Genomic DNA, 16,791 nt, shown 5'->3' on the forward strand with positions numbered 1-16,791 from the left:
AGGAGCAATGTGACTGGTGGCCCGCCAATCGTTTCCGCAGGATCATCGCGGAAACATGACGAAGGCTGCCTCTGTCGCCGCCTCCGCTCACCCGCGTGACGGCAGCATCATGCAATCATAGGAGCGCTGCTTGAGCGCATCGCAGGCGGCCGCTGCCGCATCACGGCTCGAGAACCCGACGAAGCGGGCGCGGTAGATGGCATTGGCGCCCTTGCCGACAGCTTCAGTGTAGGGTGTGGCTCCGGCGAGGGGAGCGCCGGCTTCGGAGCGTGCCTGAGCGAGCAGCATGCGGGCTGCCTCGGCAGACGGTGCCGCTGAAATCTGGATCTGCCAACCGCCAGCTGCAGCCGGTGCCGCCGCCGTCGTTTCGATCTCAGCCACCTCGGTGGGACGTTCCGCAGGTATAGCGGCTGTGGATGTTGCCGCAATCAAAGCGGCAACGGAATCCTGCTTCGTCCGCTGGGGCGCGGCAAAGGGCATTGGAACGTCCAATGTCGCGGCCGACGTCACCTCGACCACCTTCCCGCCGCGGGTGGACGCGACCAGCTGCCGCCCGATCTTAGTCGAAGCCTTGCCGACATGGCGATCGAGAAGTGCCGCCATCTTGGCATCGCGGCTGCGCGCCGACCGCCCACCGAGCACGACGCCGACCACCCGGCGATTGCCGTCCTTGACGGCGCTGACGAGATTGAAGCCGGAAGCGTTGGTATAGCCGGTCTTGATGCCGTCCATGCCCTCGTAGCGATACATCAGATTGTTGTGGCCGCGGACCTTGCGGCCGCGGAAGCTGAAGCTCTCGGTGGCAAACAGCCGGTATTCCCTGGGAAAGTCGCGCATCAGCGCGACGGCAAGCGTCGCCATCTCACGCGCTGTCGTCACCTGCTGGCTGGCCGGCAAGCCGGAGGCGTTGGTGAAGACCGTCTTGCGCATGCCGAGCTGCCGCGCCTTGGCGGTCATCATCCGGGCGAAGTTGGCCTCGGAGCCTCCGAGCCTTTCCGCCATCGCCGTCGCCGCGTCGTTGCCTGAGCGCACGATCATGCCGAGCACGGCCTCGCGAACCGTGATAGTCATGCCGGACTTGAGGCCGAGGCGCATCGGTGGCTTGGCGGCGGCTGCCTTCGAGACCTTGATTTTGCTGTCCCACGAAAGTTCGCCGCGCCGCAGCGCCTCGAAGGTCATGTAGACCGTCATCATCTTGGTCAGCGAGGCCGGATGGTTGAGCACGTCAGGGTTTTCGGCCGAGAGGACTTTGCCGGTGCGCGCATCCAGTACCAGCGAGGCGGTTCCGGCGATTGCCGTTGCGGACCCAAGCGCGAAAGCGAAGATCGCAAGCAGGAGGCAGCGCAAAGTTTTCATGTCGATCCCCGTCGGAAAGCGCCGTCGGCCGGGCGCAAAGCTGTTTCGTTTTGTGACAAGGTGCGTGTCTTTGTTGCAACTTTAGGGCGGAATGTGGCGTCCCGCCCTGTTTTCGGGGCCGTGGTAAATGGCCAATGAATGTCCTCTCCGTTCAACAAGGTTTAACGCCCTCGCCGTTAACTTTCCAGGCCTGTATGCCGCGGGGAAACATGGGGCCGAACATCAAGAGCACGATCGCGACAATTGTTCGCCGCGCCGCCATCGCCGGCGGACTGGAGGTCGCCGGAGGGCTGAGCCGCGTCGGGCTGATGGGTGGTGCGCGCGGCAAGGGGGCGATCTTCACGCTGCACCATGTCCGGCCGAGGCTTGCGCGTGCCTTCGATCCCAACGCCCATCTGGAGATCACGCCGGAATTCCTCGACGCAGCTTTGACGACACTGAAGCGTGACGGCTATCGCTTCGTCCCGCTCGAACAGTTGCCGGATGCGCTGGCCGCCGGAGGCGGGCCGATCGCCTGTCTTACGCTTGATGACGGCTACCGGAACAATCTCGTGCATGCGCTGCCCGTGTTCGAGCGCCATGCCGCACCCTTCACCGTGTTTGTCACTGGGGGCTTCATCGATCGAACCCATACGCTCTGGTGGGAAACGCTCGCCGACGTGCTCGCGACGAAGGAGACGCTGCGGTTCGACTTCGGTCACGGTGTCGAGACGCTGCCAACGCATACGACTGCGGACAAGCAGACGGCCTTCAATCGTGTCGCGGCGGTCGTTCATAGCCGCGATGAAGCGACGGCCATTGCATTGCTGAACGCCGTAGCGATCGAACACGGCATCGATCCGCTGGCGATTACCGAACGGCTGACTTTGGATCAGACAGGGCTTCGGCGGTTGATCGAAAGCCCGCTGGCCAGCCTCGGCGCGCACACGATCAGCCATCGCTCAATCGCGCGCCTGAGCGGCGACGACGCAAGGCGAGAAATTCGCCAGTCGGCGGAGCGTGTCGAGGCCATTACCGGCCGGCAGCCTCTGGCCTTCGCCTATCCCTATGGCGACGCACCAGCCGTCTCGGCACGCGATCATCGCATCGTCGCCGATCTCGGTTTTTCCCTCGCGGTCACCACCCAGCCCGGCACGCTCGTCGAACGCGCGAAATTCAGCCTTCATGCGTTGCCGCGCATTTCGCTGAATGGTCATTTCCAGCGGGCACGTTACGTCTCGGCGCTGGCGTCCGGCATCCCATTCCGCTTGGCGGGCGCCTGAACGGCCGCCAATTAAGGGTACATGCGCACCTTTTCCCAGCCGCCTTCGGGTGTTGCGCGACGGAACTCCATCCGGTCATGCAGCCGGAACGGGCGGTCGTGCCAGAATTCGATCGAGGTCGGGCGGATGCGGAAGCCGGACCAATAGCTCGGGCGCGGGATCTCGCCGAGTGCGTGGCGGGCGGTGTATTCGGCGACGGCCTTTTCCAGTGCGAAGCGGCCTTCTAGCGGGCGTGACTGTTTCGATGCCCAGGCGCCGATGCGGCTGCCGCGCGGCCGGCTCTTGAAGTATTCGTCTGCCTCTTCGTCGGTCACGATCTCGACCGGACCGCGCACGCGCACCTGACGCCTCAGGGATTTCCAGTGGAAGCACATGGCTGCCTTGCGGGCGCCAAGGATTTCCTGGCCCTTCTGGCTCTCGAAATTCGTGTAGAAAACGAAGCCGCGTTCGTCGAATCCCTTCAGCAAGACCATGCGGACGTTCGGCAATCCGTCGCTGTCGACGGTGGCAAGCGCGACCGCGTTCGGGTCGTTGATTTCGCTGCCTTCCGCGTCCTTCAGCCATGTGCCAAACAGGGAAAAGGGCTCATTTGATTCGGTGAAGTCACCGCTTGTTAACTCATTCGCCGCCATTATTGCCTTCCAATGCCGTGATGTCTGGCGCGGAAATGCTTCGGGATGAACCCGACCGGTGTTTCCGCATCAAAAATGTCGGAGCCTGTACGTTGACCTTCTCGAGCAGCGTGCGGCTCCAGCGAGTCTGACAGGATTGCCGTGCAAGACATAGCAAAGTGGATCGATACCAAGAAGGGGTATTCCTTCGCCTTGCTGCGTAGCGCGGCAATTTGCCTGCCGGTCCTGGTGCTTTCTGGCTGCATGGGCGCGGGCCTCGATTTCTTTGGCAGCGGCGTCGACCGCACGGTCGCGACGGGTACCGTTCCCGTCGCCAAGACCTCCGATGGCCTCTCCGACGCCGTGATGGTCCGCAATGCCGTGACATCGGCCGAACTCGGTGGCGGTAGCATCAACCCGATCCCTTGGGCCAACGCGACTTCTGGCAGCGCCGGTGTCATCAGCATCATTCAGGAAGACCGCGCGAGCGGCATGCTCTGCCGCCGCTTCACCACGACGCGCCATTCCTACGAGGGCATCGCAAAGTTCGACGGCAGCACGTGCCAGGGCGGCGATGGCGCCTGGTATCTGACGAGCTTCGGCCCGCGCGCCTGAGATAGCGCTCGGAAATTCGCGATTAACCACAATTCTCTAAAAGTGCGAACGATCGTCCGCGACGCTCATTCCAGAGCCGGTGGCGCCGTTGCGGCTAACCACTATTTAGCAAGTTCTCCAGATCATCGATGCTCAGTGGACGGGCGACAATGACGCCTTCATTCGGGGCATAAGGCGGGCATCAAGGAGAGGCCGCCGATCAGAGAAGATGGTAGAAGCCATGCGTGATCCCTATGCGATCCTCGGTGTCCGGCGCAACGCCGGGCAGGACGAAATCAAGGCGGCCTGGCGTTCGCTGGCAAAGGCCGTGCATCCGGACCATAACCAGGACGACCCCACTGCCGCCGAGCGCTTTGCCGAGGCAGGCAAGGCCTATGAGCTTCTGCGCGATCCGAAGCTCAGGAGTCGCTACGACTATGCGCGCCGCGAGGCCGAGCTTCGTCGCATGGAGGCGATGAAGGCAAAGATGCGTGGCAATGTGCAGGAGGAGGCGCCCGTCGACGCGGAGACCGCCGAGGACGCCATCTCGCAGATCTTCGGCGCCGAAGCACGTGCCAAGTCGGCCCGGCCATCGCCGAAGCCGGCGGCGAACCCATCGCCCAAGCCCGCGCCGAAACCGACAGCGGCCAAGGAGCCGGAACGCACGGCTCAAGCTGCCGAGGTAAAGCCTGAACCCGCGGCCGAGGCGCAGCCGGAAGCCGTCGCCAGGACGGATACGCCGCTCATGCAGCGCGCCGCAGCGCCCGCAGCCGAACTCGTCGCAGCCATCGTCCGGCGCATCCGCGGCCGCGCAGCAAAGACCGCCGAGAAGGTGCCCGACCTTACCGTCGATCTGGCTGTCAGCATCCGGGACCTGATCAATCGCCAGCGCCTGACTGTCGAACTTCCGGATGGCGAGAGCCTGAAGGTTCAAATTCCCCCGGGTGCCGTCGATGGGCAGACCATTCGCCTGGCGGAACAGGGTTATCGCGTCACCGGCATGAGTCGCGGCGATGTCGTCGTCACGCTCAGGGTCGATCAGAGCGGCACCTTCCGCACCCGTGGCCTTGACCTGCTCACGACCCTACCGATCGATCTGCAGGGTGCTGTCCTCGGCTGCGAGGAGCGCATCGAGACGCCGGTTGGTCCGGTCACCGTCGTCGTGCCGGCCTGGTCCGGTTCGGACAAGATCATCCGTCTCGCAGGCCAGGGCCTGCCCGGAACCTACGGGACCCATGGCGATCTCCTGGTGGAGCTGCGGCTGGTCCTGAAAGACACGCCGGATGAGAAGGTGACCGATCTGATGAAGTCGCAGCGCGACGGATTCTATCTGTGACGGTCGATTTGTGACAGTTCGCTGACACTTTGAACCAATATTACGGGGACTAACAGTTCCTGATCTCAGGCGCGCTTGAACCACCCTTGCCACTATGCCATAGGCAATTCTCGACAATTTGCCGCACCCGTTCGGTGGGGTGTCTATGACATTTGTGAACTTTGGCACCGGCGCCGGCCGTTGCTGGAAATAGTATTGGGGACTTACCATGGCTCAGGCATCCGGTCTGATGAAGGGCAAACGCGGCGTCATTATGGGCGTTGCAAACAACCGTTCCATCGCATGGGGCATTGCCAAGGCCATCCACGCGCAGGGTGGTGAAGTTGCGTTGACCTATCAGGGCGATGCGCTCAAGAAGCGCGTCGAGCCGCTGCTCGCCGAGATCGACGGCTTCATGGCCGGCCATTGCGACGTTAGCGACGAAGCCAGCATCGACGCCGTCTTCGATACGCTCGAAAAGCAATGGGGCAAGATCGATTTCGTGGTGCACGCGATCGGTTTCTCCGACAAGGACGAACTCACCGGCCGCTACGTCGATACCTCGCCCGAGAACTTCGCCAAGACGATGCAGATTTCGGTCTACTCGTTCACCGCGGTTGCCCGTCGCGCTGAAAAGCTGATGACCGATGGCGGCTCGATGCTGACCCTGACCTACTACGGCGCCGAAAAGGTCATGCCGAACTACAACGTTATGGGTGTGGCCAAGGCTGCGCTCGAAGCCAGCGTGAAGTACCTCGCGGTCGACCTCGGCCCGAAGAACATTCGCGTCAATGCCATCTCCGCCGGCCCGATCAAGACGCTGGCTGCCTCCGGCATCGGCGACTTCCGCTATATCCTCAAGTGGAACGAGTACAACGCGCCGCTGCGCCGCACCGTGACGATCGAGGAAGTCGGCGACGTCGGCCTCTACATGCTCTCCGACCTGTCGCGTTCGGTCACCGGTGAAGTCCACCACGCCGACAGCGGTTACCATGTCGTCGGCATGAAGGCGGTGGACGCGCCCGATATCTCCGTGCTCAAGGACTGATCGGCACGGCTTGCCGGTTCGACGGCCCCGCTGCCCGGAGACATGTTGTGCTGATCTATGTGATCCGTCACGGACAGACCGACTGGAATGCCGAAAGCCGGCTCCAGGGGCAGAAGGACATCCCGCTCAATGATTTCGGTCGCCAGCAGGCGACCGGCAATGGCGCAGCACTCGCCGGTATCCTCGGCACCGACGCCGCGCATTTCGATTTCGTCGCGAGCCCGCTTGGCCGCACGCGCGAGACCATGGAGCGCGTGAGGCTGGCGATGGGGCTCGATCCCGCCGCCTACCGTACCGACGAACGGCTGAAGGAGGTATCCTTCGGTGACTGGGAAGGGCACACGCTTCCCGAGCTCAAGCGCTCGGCGCCGCAAAGGATCGCCGAACGGCGCGCGGTGAAGTGGGACTTCATTCCGCCGGGACCTGATGCCGAGAGTTACGAAATCCTGTCCTGGCGTGTTGCCGCCTGGCTAAAGGACGTGACGAAGCCGACCGTCTGCGTCAGCCACGGCGGTGTCATCCGATCGCTTTTCAAGCTCTTTGGAGAAATGGAGGCCGAAGAGGCTGCGTCTGCGGCGATCCCGCAGGATCGCCTTCTGCGCATTTCCGGCGGTGCCAGCGGCTGGATCTGACGGCCGGAACGATAACCCGCCCCAAAGCAATGCCAGGAAAAGTATGGAACGGTTTCCCGTCCGGAATTGCGTGATCTGAGGGACGGGTCGCTGCTTACTGTACGATTTCGAGGTCGTTGATGACCCGCTTGCCATCGACTTCGGTATAGAAGACCAGCACCTTCACGCCCTCCTTCAGGCCCTCGAAATTGAATTCTTCGGGTGCCTGGTAGCTCTTGCCGTCATCGAGCTGCAGGCTGAGACGTTCGGTGTCGACACCCGTAATGGTCGCTTCCACGTCGGCGCTTTCCGCAAGAGCGGACAAAGGCGAAAGCAAGCCGGCGGCGGCCATGAGCGCGGCAATGACAAAACGCATCTTTCTTGCCCTTTTCAACGATTCTGCGAACATTCTTGTCATCACCCTTGGTCCCCGATTGTGGCAAAAATTGCCTTGTAACTTGGCTTTTGGCCGTCAGGCCCCGGTTTTTTGATGGCCTGTCCGACGCCGCAAGACTGGACGGCGACATCGTTTTTTTCAAGCGGGGGAGCGTCGAAGTAGGGGAGGCGGAATATTGATTTCCCCATGAATCATAGGGTTTTCCAAGGATTTGTGACGAAAGCCAATCTTAAGGTTCGCTCGCTACCTTTGGTTGGGGATCGAGGGGAAAAGATTGAAGATCATCGACGTTCTGCGCCAGCGCATTCGGGCGGCAGCCAGATTTGCGAAACCATCGCTCATACCAGCGGCGATCGCCGGCCTCGTCGTGTTTGCCGGCGGGTACGTCTATGAGCGGCAGAATCGCGAAAACTTCCAGAGTGACCTCAGGATCGATGTCGAGAACGAACTGAACCTCATCGCCAACCGGTTGCAATCGGAGATAAACACCAACATCGCCGCGCTGAACGGATTTGCCAACAGCATCGGCGTGCACCCGGCGATGACGCCTGACGATTTTACCGTCATGGCAACGAAGCTTCTTCTCCAGAACCCGCAGATGGTGCGCGCTTCGGCTGCGCCCGCCGGTGTTGTGCGGATCGCCTTTCCGCGTGAAAGCCAGCAATGGTTCGTCGGCACCGATTTCAACAGGTTCGGCGCGACAAGGCACGCGATAGAACGCGCATCGTCGACGGTGAGACCCGTGATGATCGGCCCCATTCGCTTGCCGAGCGGCCGCAACGGCTTCGAGCTTTTCTTGCCTGTCTTTTCCAAGATCCAGGGACGGATGGAGCGCTGGGGCTATGTCGAGGCCATCATCGATGAAAGGGCGCTCTATCGCGCCGCGCGCCTCTTGGAGGCGGGCAGCGAAACGCCGGAACTGACGAAGGATCATCGCTACGTCGACGTTCACCTCGCGATCAGGGATATCTCCGAGCAGGAGCGGATCCAGGATGCGTTCTTCGGCGACGACGCGCTTTTCCGCAAGGCACCGGTGACGCGTCGGCTGGATCTGGCGGGTGGCGCTTGGGAGCTCGCAGCCATGCCGGTTGGCGAGTGGGACCAGCTTCCCGAAAACATCGATGCCATTCGATTGGCGATCGCCGCCGCTGTCGCAATCGTGGTAATCCCGATCCTCTTGACCGGCGGGCTCTTCAACGAACGGCAGCGCAACATTGCCAAGCTGAAAGCGCGGGAAGGGGAGGTGATGACGCTCTCCCACCGGCTGAACCTCGCGCTCGACGCGTCCAAGATCGGCGTCTGGGAGATCGACGTCGAAACGCAGCAGCGCTCCTGGGACGATCGCATGTTCCACCTGCATGGGCTGGAGGTCCATCTGGAGGAACCGACCTATGAGGAGTGGCGCGCAACAGTGCATCCGGAGGACATCGGCATCGCCGCCAACGCGCTGTTCCGCAGCCTGGACGACGGCCTGGAATATCGCTCGCAATACCGGGTCGTGCTGTCTGACGGAACCTTGCGCCACATCCGCAACGTCGGATCCAGCCACCGCGGCGCCGATGGGCGCGCAAAGGTCACCGGCATCAGTTGGGACGTCACAGACGACGTTATGAAGACCGAGCGGCTGACTGCGGCCAAGGCCCAGGTCGATCAACAGAACCTCGAGCTCGAACAGGCACTGAAAGGTCTTTACGAGCGTGAGCAGGATCTTGAACTGCTTTCACGCCGGCTCGACCTGGCACTCGATTCCTATCGATGCGGCATGTGGGAGGCGGACCTCGATAGCGGACTGACCTATTGGGACGACCGCATGCACCAGCTCTACGGCCTCGTCTACACCGATGGGACCACCAACGAGGAGACATGGCTCACCGCGCTTCATCCCGATGATCGGGCGCCGGCGCTGGACGCGGTCAACCGCGCAATCGCGGCGGACGAGACCTATGTGCACCAGGCGCGCGTGTTTCTGCCGGCTGGCGGCGTCCGCCACATCCGGTCGGTCGGCAAGCTTCATGTGGCGCCGGATGGTGCACGCAAATTCGTCGGCATGGCGCTCGACGTCACCGAAGACGTGCTGATGACCGAGCAGTTGCGGGCAGCCAAGGCGATGGCGGATGCGAAGAACGCCGAGCTGGAGCAGGCGCGGGTACGGATCGAGCACAACGCCCTGCACGATCCCCTGACCGGTCTTGGAAATCGCCGCATGCTCGACAAGGCGCTGGAGCGGCTGGCGAGGGCCGGTGATCTCGAGGATATCGCCATCCTCCATATCGATCTCGACCGTTTCAAGCAGATCAATGACACGCTCGGCCACGCAGCCGGGGACGCCATGCTGATCCACGCTTCCGAAATCCTCCGGGCAAATATCCGGCCCGGCGATATCATCGCCCGCATCGGTGGTGATGAGTTCGTGGTCGCGGTCACCGGTGCGCCGGGCGAGGCGGCGCTGGCGGTGCGCTGTGACCGGATCATCGCCGCGATGCGCCAGCCGGTCGATTACAACGGTTTTCCCTGCCGCTTCGGTGTCAGCATCGGTGTGGCGGTGGGCCGTGGCGCGGAGATCGATGCGCGCAAGCTGCTCGTCAATGCCGATATCGCGCTCTACCGGGCCAAGGAGGCGGGCCGTAATCGTTATCAGTTCTTCACCGAGGTGTTGCAGGCCGAAGTGGTGACGGCCAAGCGGATCGCCGACGAGATCCTCGAAGGCATCGAACGGGACGAGTTCGAACCCTGGTATCAGCCACAGTTCGACGCGACCACGCTTGCGCTGTGCGGGGTGGAGGCGCTGGTGCGTTGGAACCACCCGCGTGAGGGCATCCTGACGCCGGATCGTTTCCTTGGCATCGCGGAGGAATTGAATGTCATGGCGGCGCTTGATCGCCTCGTGCTGGAGAAATCGCTGATCGACCACATGCGCTGGGCGGCCGCCGGCCTCAGAGTTCCCAAGATCTCCGTCAACGTTTCGGCGAAGCGGCTTCAGGAGGATGATCTGCTGTCCTCGCTCGAAGGCTTGAGCATCGCGCCCGGCCAGATCTGTTTCGAACTGGTGGAATCGATCTTCCTCGACGAGAGCGACGACATCGTTGCCACCAACATCGAAGGTATCAAGAAACTCGGCATCGATATCGAGCTCGATGACTTCGGCACCGGTCATACCTCGATCGTCAGCCTGCTGAAGATCAAGCCGAAGCGGCTGAAGATCGATCGGCAGCTCGTCGTTCCGGTTCTGAGCGCGCGGCGGGAGCAGGCCCTGGTCCGTTCGATCATCGAGATCGCCCGCTCGCTCAACATCGAGACCGTTGCCGAAGGTGTCGAGACGATGGCACATGCGGAGATGCTCGGCATCCTCGGCTGCGACGTCCTGCAGGGCTATGCCTTCTCCCGGCCGTTGAGCGCGGAGAAGTTCCTCGCCTTTGCGACCGACCGCGGCCTGCGCCTGGCATCGTGACGAAGCGACGGCGGCAGGCGCAAAAGTCTTTCCCCGTCCCCGGCTTTCCACTAAGAGAGGGCATCCGTGTACGAAAAACGTACGGCCGTTGCTTGCTTAAGGTCCGGTAGCCTTCATGTCGCATAACACTTTCGGTCACCTCTTCCGCGTCACCACCTGGGGCGAAAGCCACGGCCCGGCGCTTGGCTGCGTGGTGGATGGTTGCCCGCCCGGCGTCCGTTTCACGCTCGCCGAACTTCAGGCCTGGCTCGACAAGCGCAAGCCCGGGCAGTCGCGTTTCGTGACGCAGCGCCGCGAGGATGATCTCGTCAAGGTGCTCTCCGGCGTGATGTTCGACGAGGACGGCGAGACGATGATCTCGACCGGGACGCCGATCTCCATGCTGATCGAGAACACCGACCAGCGTTCGAAGGACTATTCCGAGATCGCCAAGCGTTACCGTCCTGGCCACGCCGACTACACCTATGATCTGAAATACGGCATCCGCGACTATCGCGGCGGCGGCCGTTCCTCGGCGCGCGAGACCGCGGCGCGCGTTGCCGCCGGCGGCATCGCCCGCAAGGTCGTTCCGGGGCTCGTCGTGCGCGGCGCCCTCGTCCAGATCGGCAAGCACAAGATCAACCGGGCCAACTGGGATTGGGCCGAGGTGGGCAACAACCCCTTCTTCGCGCCGGATCCGGAGATCGTGCCGGTTTGGGAGGAATATCTCGACGGCATCCGCAAGGCCGGCTCCTCGATCGGCGCCGTCGTCGAAGTGGTCGCCGAGGGCGTGCCCGCCGGCATCGGCGCGCCGATCTATGCCAAGCTCGATCAGGACATTGCCTCCAACCTGATGTCGATCAACGCCGTCAAAGGCGTCGAGATCGGCAACGGCTTCGGTGCGGCCGAGATCACCGGTGAGGAGAACGCCGACGAGATGCGCATCGGCGTCGACGGCAAGCCGGTCTTCCTCTCCAATCATGCCGGCGGTATTCTCGGCGGCATCGCCACCGGCGAACCCGTGATCGCGCGTTTTGCCATCAAGCCGACGTCGTCGATCCTCACCGAGCGCCGCTCGGTCGACAGCGATGGCAAAGAAGTCGATGTCCGCACCAAGGGCCGCCACGACCCCTGCGTCGGCATCCGCGCCGTGCCGATCGGCGAGGCGATGCTTGCCTGCACGATCGCCGATCACTACCTGCGTGACCGCGGCCAGACCGGCCGGCTTACTGCATAATTCCTTAAATCGGAATCGATTTAAGGACAAAATTATGCAGCAACTTAAAGTGTTACAGCGACCTTTGCTCGTCTACGAGACGCGCGGCGCTGTAAGTAATTCGCCCTCTATTTCGGGAAGAGCACCATGTCCTATGACCAGAAGCGTGTCGTCGACGCCATCCGCGCCTTCGAGGCCGGCGAAATCGTTGTCGTGACCGATGATGACGGCCGCGAGAACGAGGGCGATTTGATCGTCGCCGCGGTGCATTGCACGCCGGAGAAGATGGCCTTCATCGTGCGCCACACGTCGGGCATCGTCTGCACGCCGATGCCGCGCGAGGAGGCGAAACGCCTCAACCTCAATGCCATGGTTGCTGAAAACGATTCTGCCCATACGACGGCCTTCACCGTCTCGGTCGATTTCAAGCACGGCACCACGACCGGCATTTCCGCCGATGACCGTACGTTGACGGTGCGCAACCTCGCCAACCCCAATGTCGGGCCGACGGACTTCGTTCGCCCGGGCCACATCTTCCCGCTGGTCGCCCGCGAAGGCGGCGTTCTGATGCGCTCCGGTCACACCGAAGCCGCCGTCGACCTCTGCAAGCTCGCAAGCCTGCCGCCGATCGGCGTCATCTGCGAACTCGTCAACGATGACGGCACCGTCATGCGCGGACCGCAGGTCGCGAGCTTTGCCGAGACCCATGGGCTGAAACAGGTTTCGGTCGCCGACCTCATCGCCTACCGCCAGCGCAAGGAAACGCTGATCGAGCAGGGCGGATCCTTCGATATCGAAACCCCCTACGGTGCGGCCAAGGGTCATTCCTATTCGCTGCCCTGGGATCCGATGCAGCATCTTGCCGTCGTCTTCGGCGATATTCGCGACGGCGTCGATATCCCGGTCCGGCTGCACCTCGAAAATGTCGGCGCCGACGTGTTCGGCAAGGACTGCCAGATCGATCGCGTCATGAAGCGCATTGCCGACGAGGGCAGGGGGGTCATCGTCTACCTGCGCGAAGGCTCGGTCGGCGTCGGCGTGTCGCAAACGGCCCGCAAGGGCAAACACGATCGTGAAGCACATGACGAGGCGCAGGCGCGCGAGAACGAATGGCTGGAAATCGGCCTCGGCGCCCAGATCCTGAAAGATCTCGGCATCAGCTCTATCCGCCTTCTTGCCTCCCGGGAGCGCCACTATGTCGGCCTCGAAGGCTTCGGCATCAAGATCGCCGGAACCGACATCATCTAAAGCACGACGTCTCTGAATACGACAAAGCCCGGATCGTGGATCCGGGCTTTGTCGTTTGTGCCGGCGCCTGCCAATAAAAAAGCCGCGCTCGAAGCGCGGCCCTGTGTCTTGTTTGTGTGGGGTCCGGCGACCGGTCAGGGCAACGCGTCGTAGCCTTCGCCGAAGCCCTTGAGATCGACCGGGATGCCGATGCCTTCTTCCGGCGACTGGAAGACGATGAAGGTCGCCGTCGCGCCGGAGCGGAAGGTCTTCAGCAATTCATCTTCAAGCACGACTTCCGCATAGCAGCCGTCGGAGAAGCAGCGCACGAAGTAGGCGCGGCCGATATCCTTGCCGTCGACGTTGAGGCCGAGGCCGTTTGGCAGCAGCACGCCGAGCGGAGCGAGCACGCGCAGGATCTTCGCCTTGCGGTCCGCCGTCTTCAGCACGACCACCGACAGGCCGACTTCCGGCCGGTCCTCGGCAATGACGTTCTGCATCAGCGCGCACTGGTCGGTGGATGCGCCTGCCGGCTGATCGCAAACGATCGACCACGCGCCGTGGTTGGACTTGACCGTGCCGGGTGTTCCGGCGGGCTGCTGGGCCAGGCTCTGAGCGGGGAGAGCGAGAACGGCAAGGCCGAAGGCGGCGAAGGCCGACAGTCGCGAAAAGAGGGGCAGGCCCATGTAAACCTCAAAACGTCGAATCATCAGGGCTATTCTTGAAGCGCGCGGGAATAAATGAAAAGCCCTGCGGGGCACATTCCAGCGTCATATGGCGGAAATTGGGCGGGTTAACGCCCTATCCCGTGTGTTGCCGCGCGAACCGCGTGCGATCGCGCCTTTAGGGGCGCGGAAGACGTCATATAAGTCGATTCGTGACGGCTTCTAAGGGGTGCCTGTGTGAAAAGATGCGTTTGTGCAAAAATGCCGCATGGGGTTGATTGGTCAGATGTTGCGGCATCGGACAAACTGTGGTTTGAAGCGCAGCAGTATCGCAGGGATTCTGCGTTCCGGTTTGATCCTGATCAAGCGCATTGGGGAGACATATTGTGAAAAACAAGGCTTATGCAGTTCTGGCAGCGCTTGCCTGTCTGCTTTTTGCTTCGAGCGCCTTTGCTGACAAGCCTGTCGATTGGCAGACAAACTTTCAGTCGGCCGCTACGGGCATCATGGAAGAAATCACGTGGTTTGAACATTATACCCTGTGGTTCATCATTCCGATCACCCTCTTCGTTCTCCTCCTGCTGATCATCGTCGTGGTCAAGTTCCGCGAGAGTGCTAACCCGGTTCCCTCCAAGACCAGCCACAACACCGCCATCGAAGTCGTCTGGACCGTCGGTCCGGTCATCGTGCTTCTTTTCCTCGCCATTCCGTCCTTCCAGCTCCTGACCGCGCAGCTCACGCCGCCGGCCAATCCGGACCTGACGGTCAAGGCGACCGGCAACCAGTGGTACTGGTCCTATGAATATGAAGTCGGCGAAAGCCCGCTCTCCTTCGACAGCCTGCTGGTGAAGGATGAAGATCGCGCCGCCCTCGGCAAGGAAGACAAGAAGGAATATCCGCGCCTGCTCGCCGTCGACAACGAAGTTGTCATTCCGGTCGGCAAGACGGTTCGTGTCCTCGTCACCGCCGCCGACGTGATCCATGCCTTCGCAATGCCTGCCTTCGGCGTGAAGATCGATGCCGTTCCCGGCCGCCTGAACGAAACCTGGTTCAAGGCTGACCGCGAAGGTCTGTACTACGGCCAGTGTTCCGAGCTCTGCGGCAAGGATCACGCCTATATGCCGATCGCGATCCGCGTTGTTTCGCAGGAAAAATACGACACCTGGCTCGCAGCCGCCGCTACCAATCTCGGCGATGCGAACAAGGCGCTCATGGCGTCCATCGATGCGGCCAAGACCGTCGACGTCGCCGCAAACGCCGCACAGTAATCGGAAGGGGAGCTCGACCCATGGCTGGAACAGCCGTTCATCACGATCAACGCCATGATCACTCCGATCATGGCCACGCAGACCATGCGCATAAGCCTCTGAGCTTCTTTCAGCGCTGGTTCCTGTCGACCAACCACAAGGACATCGGCACGCTGTACCTGATCTTCGCGATTTTCGCGGGCATCATCGGCGGCACGCTCTCGGTGTTCATGCGCGCCGAACTGCAGGAGCCGGGCATCCAGATCTTCCACGGTCTGGCGCAGATGGTCTACGGCTTCGAGGGTGATGCTGCCATCGACGGCGGCAAGCACATGTTCAACGTGTTCACGACCGCGCACGCGCTCATCATGATCTTCTTCATGGTCATGCCCGCGCTGATCGGCGGCTTCGCCAACTGGATGGTTCCGATCATGATCGGTGCGCCGGACATGGCGTTCCCGCGCATGAACAACATCTCCTTCTGGCTGATCATCCCGGCCTTCCTGCTGGTGCTCCTGTCGATGTTCGTCGAGGGACCGGCCGGTGCCTATGGTGCAGGCGGCGGGTGGACGATCTATCCGCCATTCTCGACATCGGGCATGCCCGGGCCGGCCATGGATTTCGTGATCCTCGGCCTGCACATCGCCGGCGCATCCTCGATCCTCGGTGCGATCAACTTCATCACCACGATCCTGAACATGCGCGCTCCGGGCATGACGCTGCACAAGATGCCGCTCTTTGCCTGGTCGGTTCTGATTACCGCCTTCCTGCTGCTGCTCTCGCTGCCGGTTCTGGCAGGCGGCATCACCATGCTGCTCACCGACCGCAACTTCGGCACGGCCTTCTTCGCGCCTGAAGGCGGCGGCGACCCGATCCTGTTCCAGCACCTGTTCTGGTTCTTCGGTCACCCGGAAGTGTACATCCTGATCCTGCCGGGCTTCGGCATCGTCAGCCACATCGTTTCCACCTTCTCGCGCAAGCCGATCTTCGGCTACCTCGGCATGGCCTACGCCATGGTCGCGATCGGCGCTGTCGGCTTCATCGTGTGGGCGCACCACATGTACACCGTCGGCATGTCGCTCGACACGCAGCGCTACTTCGTCTTCGCGACGATGGTTATCGCTGTTCCGACCGGCGTTAAGATCTTCTCGTGGATCGCGACGATGTGGGGTGGTTCGATCCGCTTCACGACCCCGATGGTCTGGGCGATCGGCTTCATCTTCCTGTTCACCGTCGGTGGCGTCACGGGCGTTCAGCTCGCCAACGCCGGCCTCGACCGTTCGCTGCACGACACCTACTACGTGGTTGCTCACTTCCACTACGTTCTGTCGCTCGGCGCCGTGTTCGCGATCTTCGCGGCCTGGTACTACTGGTTCCCGAAGATGACCGGCTACATGTACTCCGAGTTCGTCGGCAAGCTGCACTTCTGGGTCATGTTCATTGGCGTGAACCTGATCTTCTTCCCGCAGCACTTCCTCGGCCTCGCCGGCATGCCGCGCCGCTACATCGACTATCCGGACGCCTATGCCGGCTGGAACATGGTTTCGTCCTACGGCTCCTACATCGCAGCCGTCGGCGTGCTGATCTTCCTCTTCGGCGTCTTCGAAGCCTTCGCCAAGAAGCGCGTCGCAGGCGACAACCCGTGGGGCGAGGGCGCGAACACTCTGGAATGGCAGCTGTCTTCGCCGCCGCCGTTCCACCAGTGGGAGCAGCTCCCGCGCATCAAGTGACGGGCAACGAACAGAAGCCGCCGGTTCCGGCGGCTTCACCCCGCCGGGAAACCGGCGACACACGGCCATTGCGGCCGGGACTTGC

Annotated in this window: 14 protein-coding genes; 10 read left to right on the plus strand and 4 right to left on the minus strand. The window is 62.3% G+C overall.

Annotated features, from left to right (window positions below; all coding sequences use genetic code 11):
* Positions 1 to 87 precede the first annotated feature (87 nt).
* Positions 88 to 1,347 carry a D-alanyl-D-alanine carboxypeptidase family protein gene (locus tag IB265_RS04150; RefSeq protein ID WP_373419807.1) on the minus strand — a complete coding sequence of 420 codons (1,260 nt, stop codon included), beginning with the start codon at positions 1,345 to 1,347 and terminating at the stop codon, positions 88 to 90.
* A 230-nt stretch (positions 1,348 to 1,577) separates the two neighbouring features.
* Between IB265_RS04150 and IB265_RS04155 the strand changes: the two genes are divergently transcribed.
* Positions 1,578 to 2,618 carry a polysaccharide deacetylase family protein gene (locus tag IB265_RS04155; RefSeq protein WP_057251091.1) on the plus strand — a complete coding sequence of 347 codons (1,041 nt, stop codon included), beginning with the start codon at positions 1,578 to 1,580 and terminating at the stop codon, positions 2,616 to 2,618.
* Between the two features lie 11 nt (positions 2,619 to 2,629).
* Here the strand turns inward: IB265_RS04155 and pdxH are convergent, their stop codons facing one another.
* Entirely contained in the window at positions 2,630 to 3,250 is a 621-nt protein-coding gene (pdxH, locus tag IB265_RS04160) for a pyridoxamine 5'-phosphate oxidase (protein ID WP_057250709.1), read from the minus strand.
* A gap of 141 nt (positions 3,251 to 3,391) precedes the next feature.
* On the opposite strand from pdxH, the gene IB265_RS04165 reads away from it, so the two are divergent.
* The 4 genes from IB265_RS04165 to IB265_RS04180 all read left to right on the plus strand — a co-directional run bounded on the left by IB265_RS04165 (position 3,392) and on the right by IB265_RS04180 (position 6,818).
* A complete protein-coding gene (locus IB265_RS04165; protein ID WP_057250707.1) occupies positions 3,392 to 3,844 on the plus strand; it encodes an RT0821/Lpp0805 family surface protein in 453 nt (150 codons plus the stop codon).
* Positions 3,845 to 4,052: 208 nt separating this feature from the next.
* Complete coding sequence (locus tag IB265_RS04170) at positions 4,053 to 5,159, plus strand: DnaJ C-terminal domain-containing protein (RefSeq protein WP_057250705.1); 1,107 nt, start codon at positions 4,053 to 4,055, stop codon at positions 5,157 to 5,159.
* Between the two features lie 208 nt (positions 5,160 to 5,367).
* Positions 5,368 to 6,186, plus strand: a complete 819-nt coding sequence (fabI, locus tag IB265_RS04175) for an enoyl-ACP reductase FabI (protein ID WP_057250703.1) — start codon at positions 5,368 to 5,370, stop codon at positions 6,184 to 6,186.
* A 47-nt stretch (positions 6,187 to 6,233) separates the two neighbouring features.
* Entirely contained in the window at positions 6,234 to 6,818 is a 585-nt protein-coding gene (locus IB265_RS04180) for a histidine phosphatase family protein (RefSeq protein ID WP_057250701.1), read from the plus strand.
* Between the two features lie 94 nt (positions 6,819 to 6,912).
* Here the strand turns inward: IB265_RS04180 and IB265_RS04185 are convergent, their stop codons facing one another.
* Positions 6,913 to 7,173 (minus strand): DUF1344 domain-containing protein, encoded by a 261-nt coding sequence (locus IB265_RS04185; protein ID WP_057250698.1) that lies wholly within the window; start codon positions 7,171 to 7,173, stop codon positions 6,913 to 6,915.
* Between the two features lie 295 nt (positions 7,174 to 7,468).
* Here IB265_RS04185 and IB265_RS04190 point away from each other — a divergent pair, with 295 nt between their 5' ends.
* From IB265_RS04190 to ribB, 3 genes are all read left to right on the plus strand, one after another.
* Complete coding sequence (locus tag IB265_RS04190) at positions 7,469 to 10,642, plus strand: EAL domain-containing protein (protein ID WP_057250696.1); 3,174 nt, start codon at positions 7,469 to 7,471, stop codon at positions 10,640 to 10,642.
* Between the two features lie 115 nt (positions 10,643 to 10,757).
* On the plus strand, positions 10,758 to 11,858 hold the full coding sequence (gene aroC, locus IB265_RS04195) for a chorismate synthase (RefSeq protein WP_057250694.1): 1,101 nt from the start codon (positions 10,758 to 10,760) through the stop codon (positions 11,856 to 11,858).
* A gap of 126 nt (positions 11,859 to 11,984) precedes the next feature.
* Positions 11,985 to 13,085, plus strand: coding sequence for a 3,4-dihydroxy-2-butanone-4-phosphate synthase (gene ribB / locus IB265_RS04200; RefSeq protein WP_057250692.1), 1,101 nt, complete (start codon positions 11,985 to 11,987; stop codon positions 13,083 to 13,085).
* Positions 13,086 to 13,219: 134 nt separating this feature from the next.
* Here the strand turns inward: ribB and IB265_RS04205 are convergent, their stop codons facing one another.
* On the minus strand, positions 13,220 to 13,774 hold the full coding sequence (locus IB265_RS04205) for an invasion associated locus B family protein (protein ID WP_373419799.1): 555 nt from the start codon (positions 13,772 to 13,774) through the stop codon (positions 13,220 to 13,222).
* A 341-nt stretch (positions 13,775 to 14,115) separates the two neighbouring features.
* Between IB265_RS04205 and coxB the strand changes: the two genes are divergently transcribed.
* Together coxB and ctaD are read left to right on the plus strand one after the other, a co-directional pair.
* On the plus strand, positions 14,116 to 14,997 hold the full coding sequence (gene coxB / locus IB265_RS04210) for a cytochrome c oxidase subunit II (protein WP_057250688.1): 882 nt from the start codon (positions 14,116 to 14,118) through the stop codon (positions 14,995 to 14,997).
* Between the two features lie 20 nt (positions 14,998 to 15,017).
* Positions 15,018 to 16,706: a cytochrome c oxidase subunit I gene (ctaD, locus tag IB265_RS04215; RefSeq protein ID WP_057250686.1), complete on the plus strand. Its 1,689-nt coding sequence runs from the start codon at positions 15,018 to 15,020 to the stop codon at positions 16,704 to 16,706.
* The last annotated feature ends 85 nt before the right edge of the window (positions 16,707 to 16,791 follow it).

It is taken from the genome of Ensifer sp. ENS10 (assembly GCF_014852025.1).
GTDB lineage: Bacteria > Pseudomonadota > Alphaproteobacteria > Rhizobiales > Rhizobiaceae > Ensifer.

What these genes read in the sequence shown, in the direction of transcription:
- pdxH (WP_057250709.1), bottom strand. Translation starts at nt 3,250, where the DNA reads ATGGCGGCGAATGAGTTAACAAGCGGTGACTTCACCGAATCAAATGAG.
- IB265_RS04170 (WP_057250705.1), top strand. Translation starts at nt 4,053, where the DNA reads ATGGTAGAAGCCATGCGTGATCCCTATGCGATCCTCGGTGTCCGGCGC.
- fabI (WP_057250703.1), top strand. Translation starts at nt 5,368, where the DNA reads ATGGCTCAGGCATCCGGTCTGATGAAGGGCAAACGCGGCGTCATTATG.
- IB265_RS04185 (WP_057250698.1), bottom strand. Translation starts at nt 7,173, where the DNA reads ATGCGTTTTGTCATTGCCGCGCTCATGGCCGCCGCCGGCTTGCTTTCG.
- aroC (WP_057250694.1), top strand. Translation starts at nt 10,758, where the DNA reads ATGTCGCATAACACTTTCGGTCACCTCTTCCGCGTCACCACCTGGGGC.
- ribB (WP_057250692.1), top strand. Translation starts at nt 11,985, where the DNA reads ATGTCCTATGACCAGAAGCGTGTCGTCGACGCCATCCGCGCCTTCGAG.
- IB265_RS04205 (WP_373419799.1), bottom strand. Translation starts at nt 13,774, where the DNA reads ATGATTCGACGTTTTGAGGTTTACATGGGCCTGCCCCTCTTTTCGCGA.
- ctaD (WP_057250686.1), top strand. Translation starts at nt 15,018, where the DNA reads ATGGCTGGAACAGCCGTTCATCACGATCAACGCCATGATCACTCCGAT.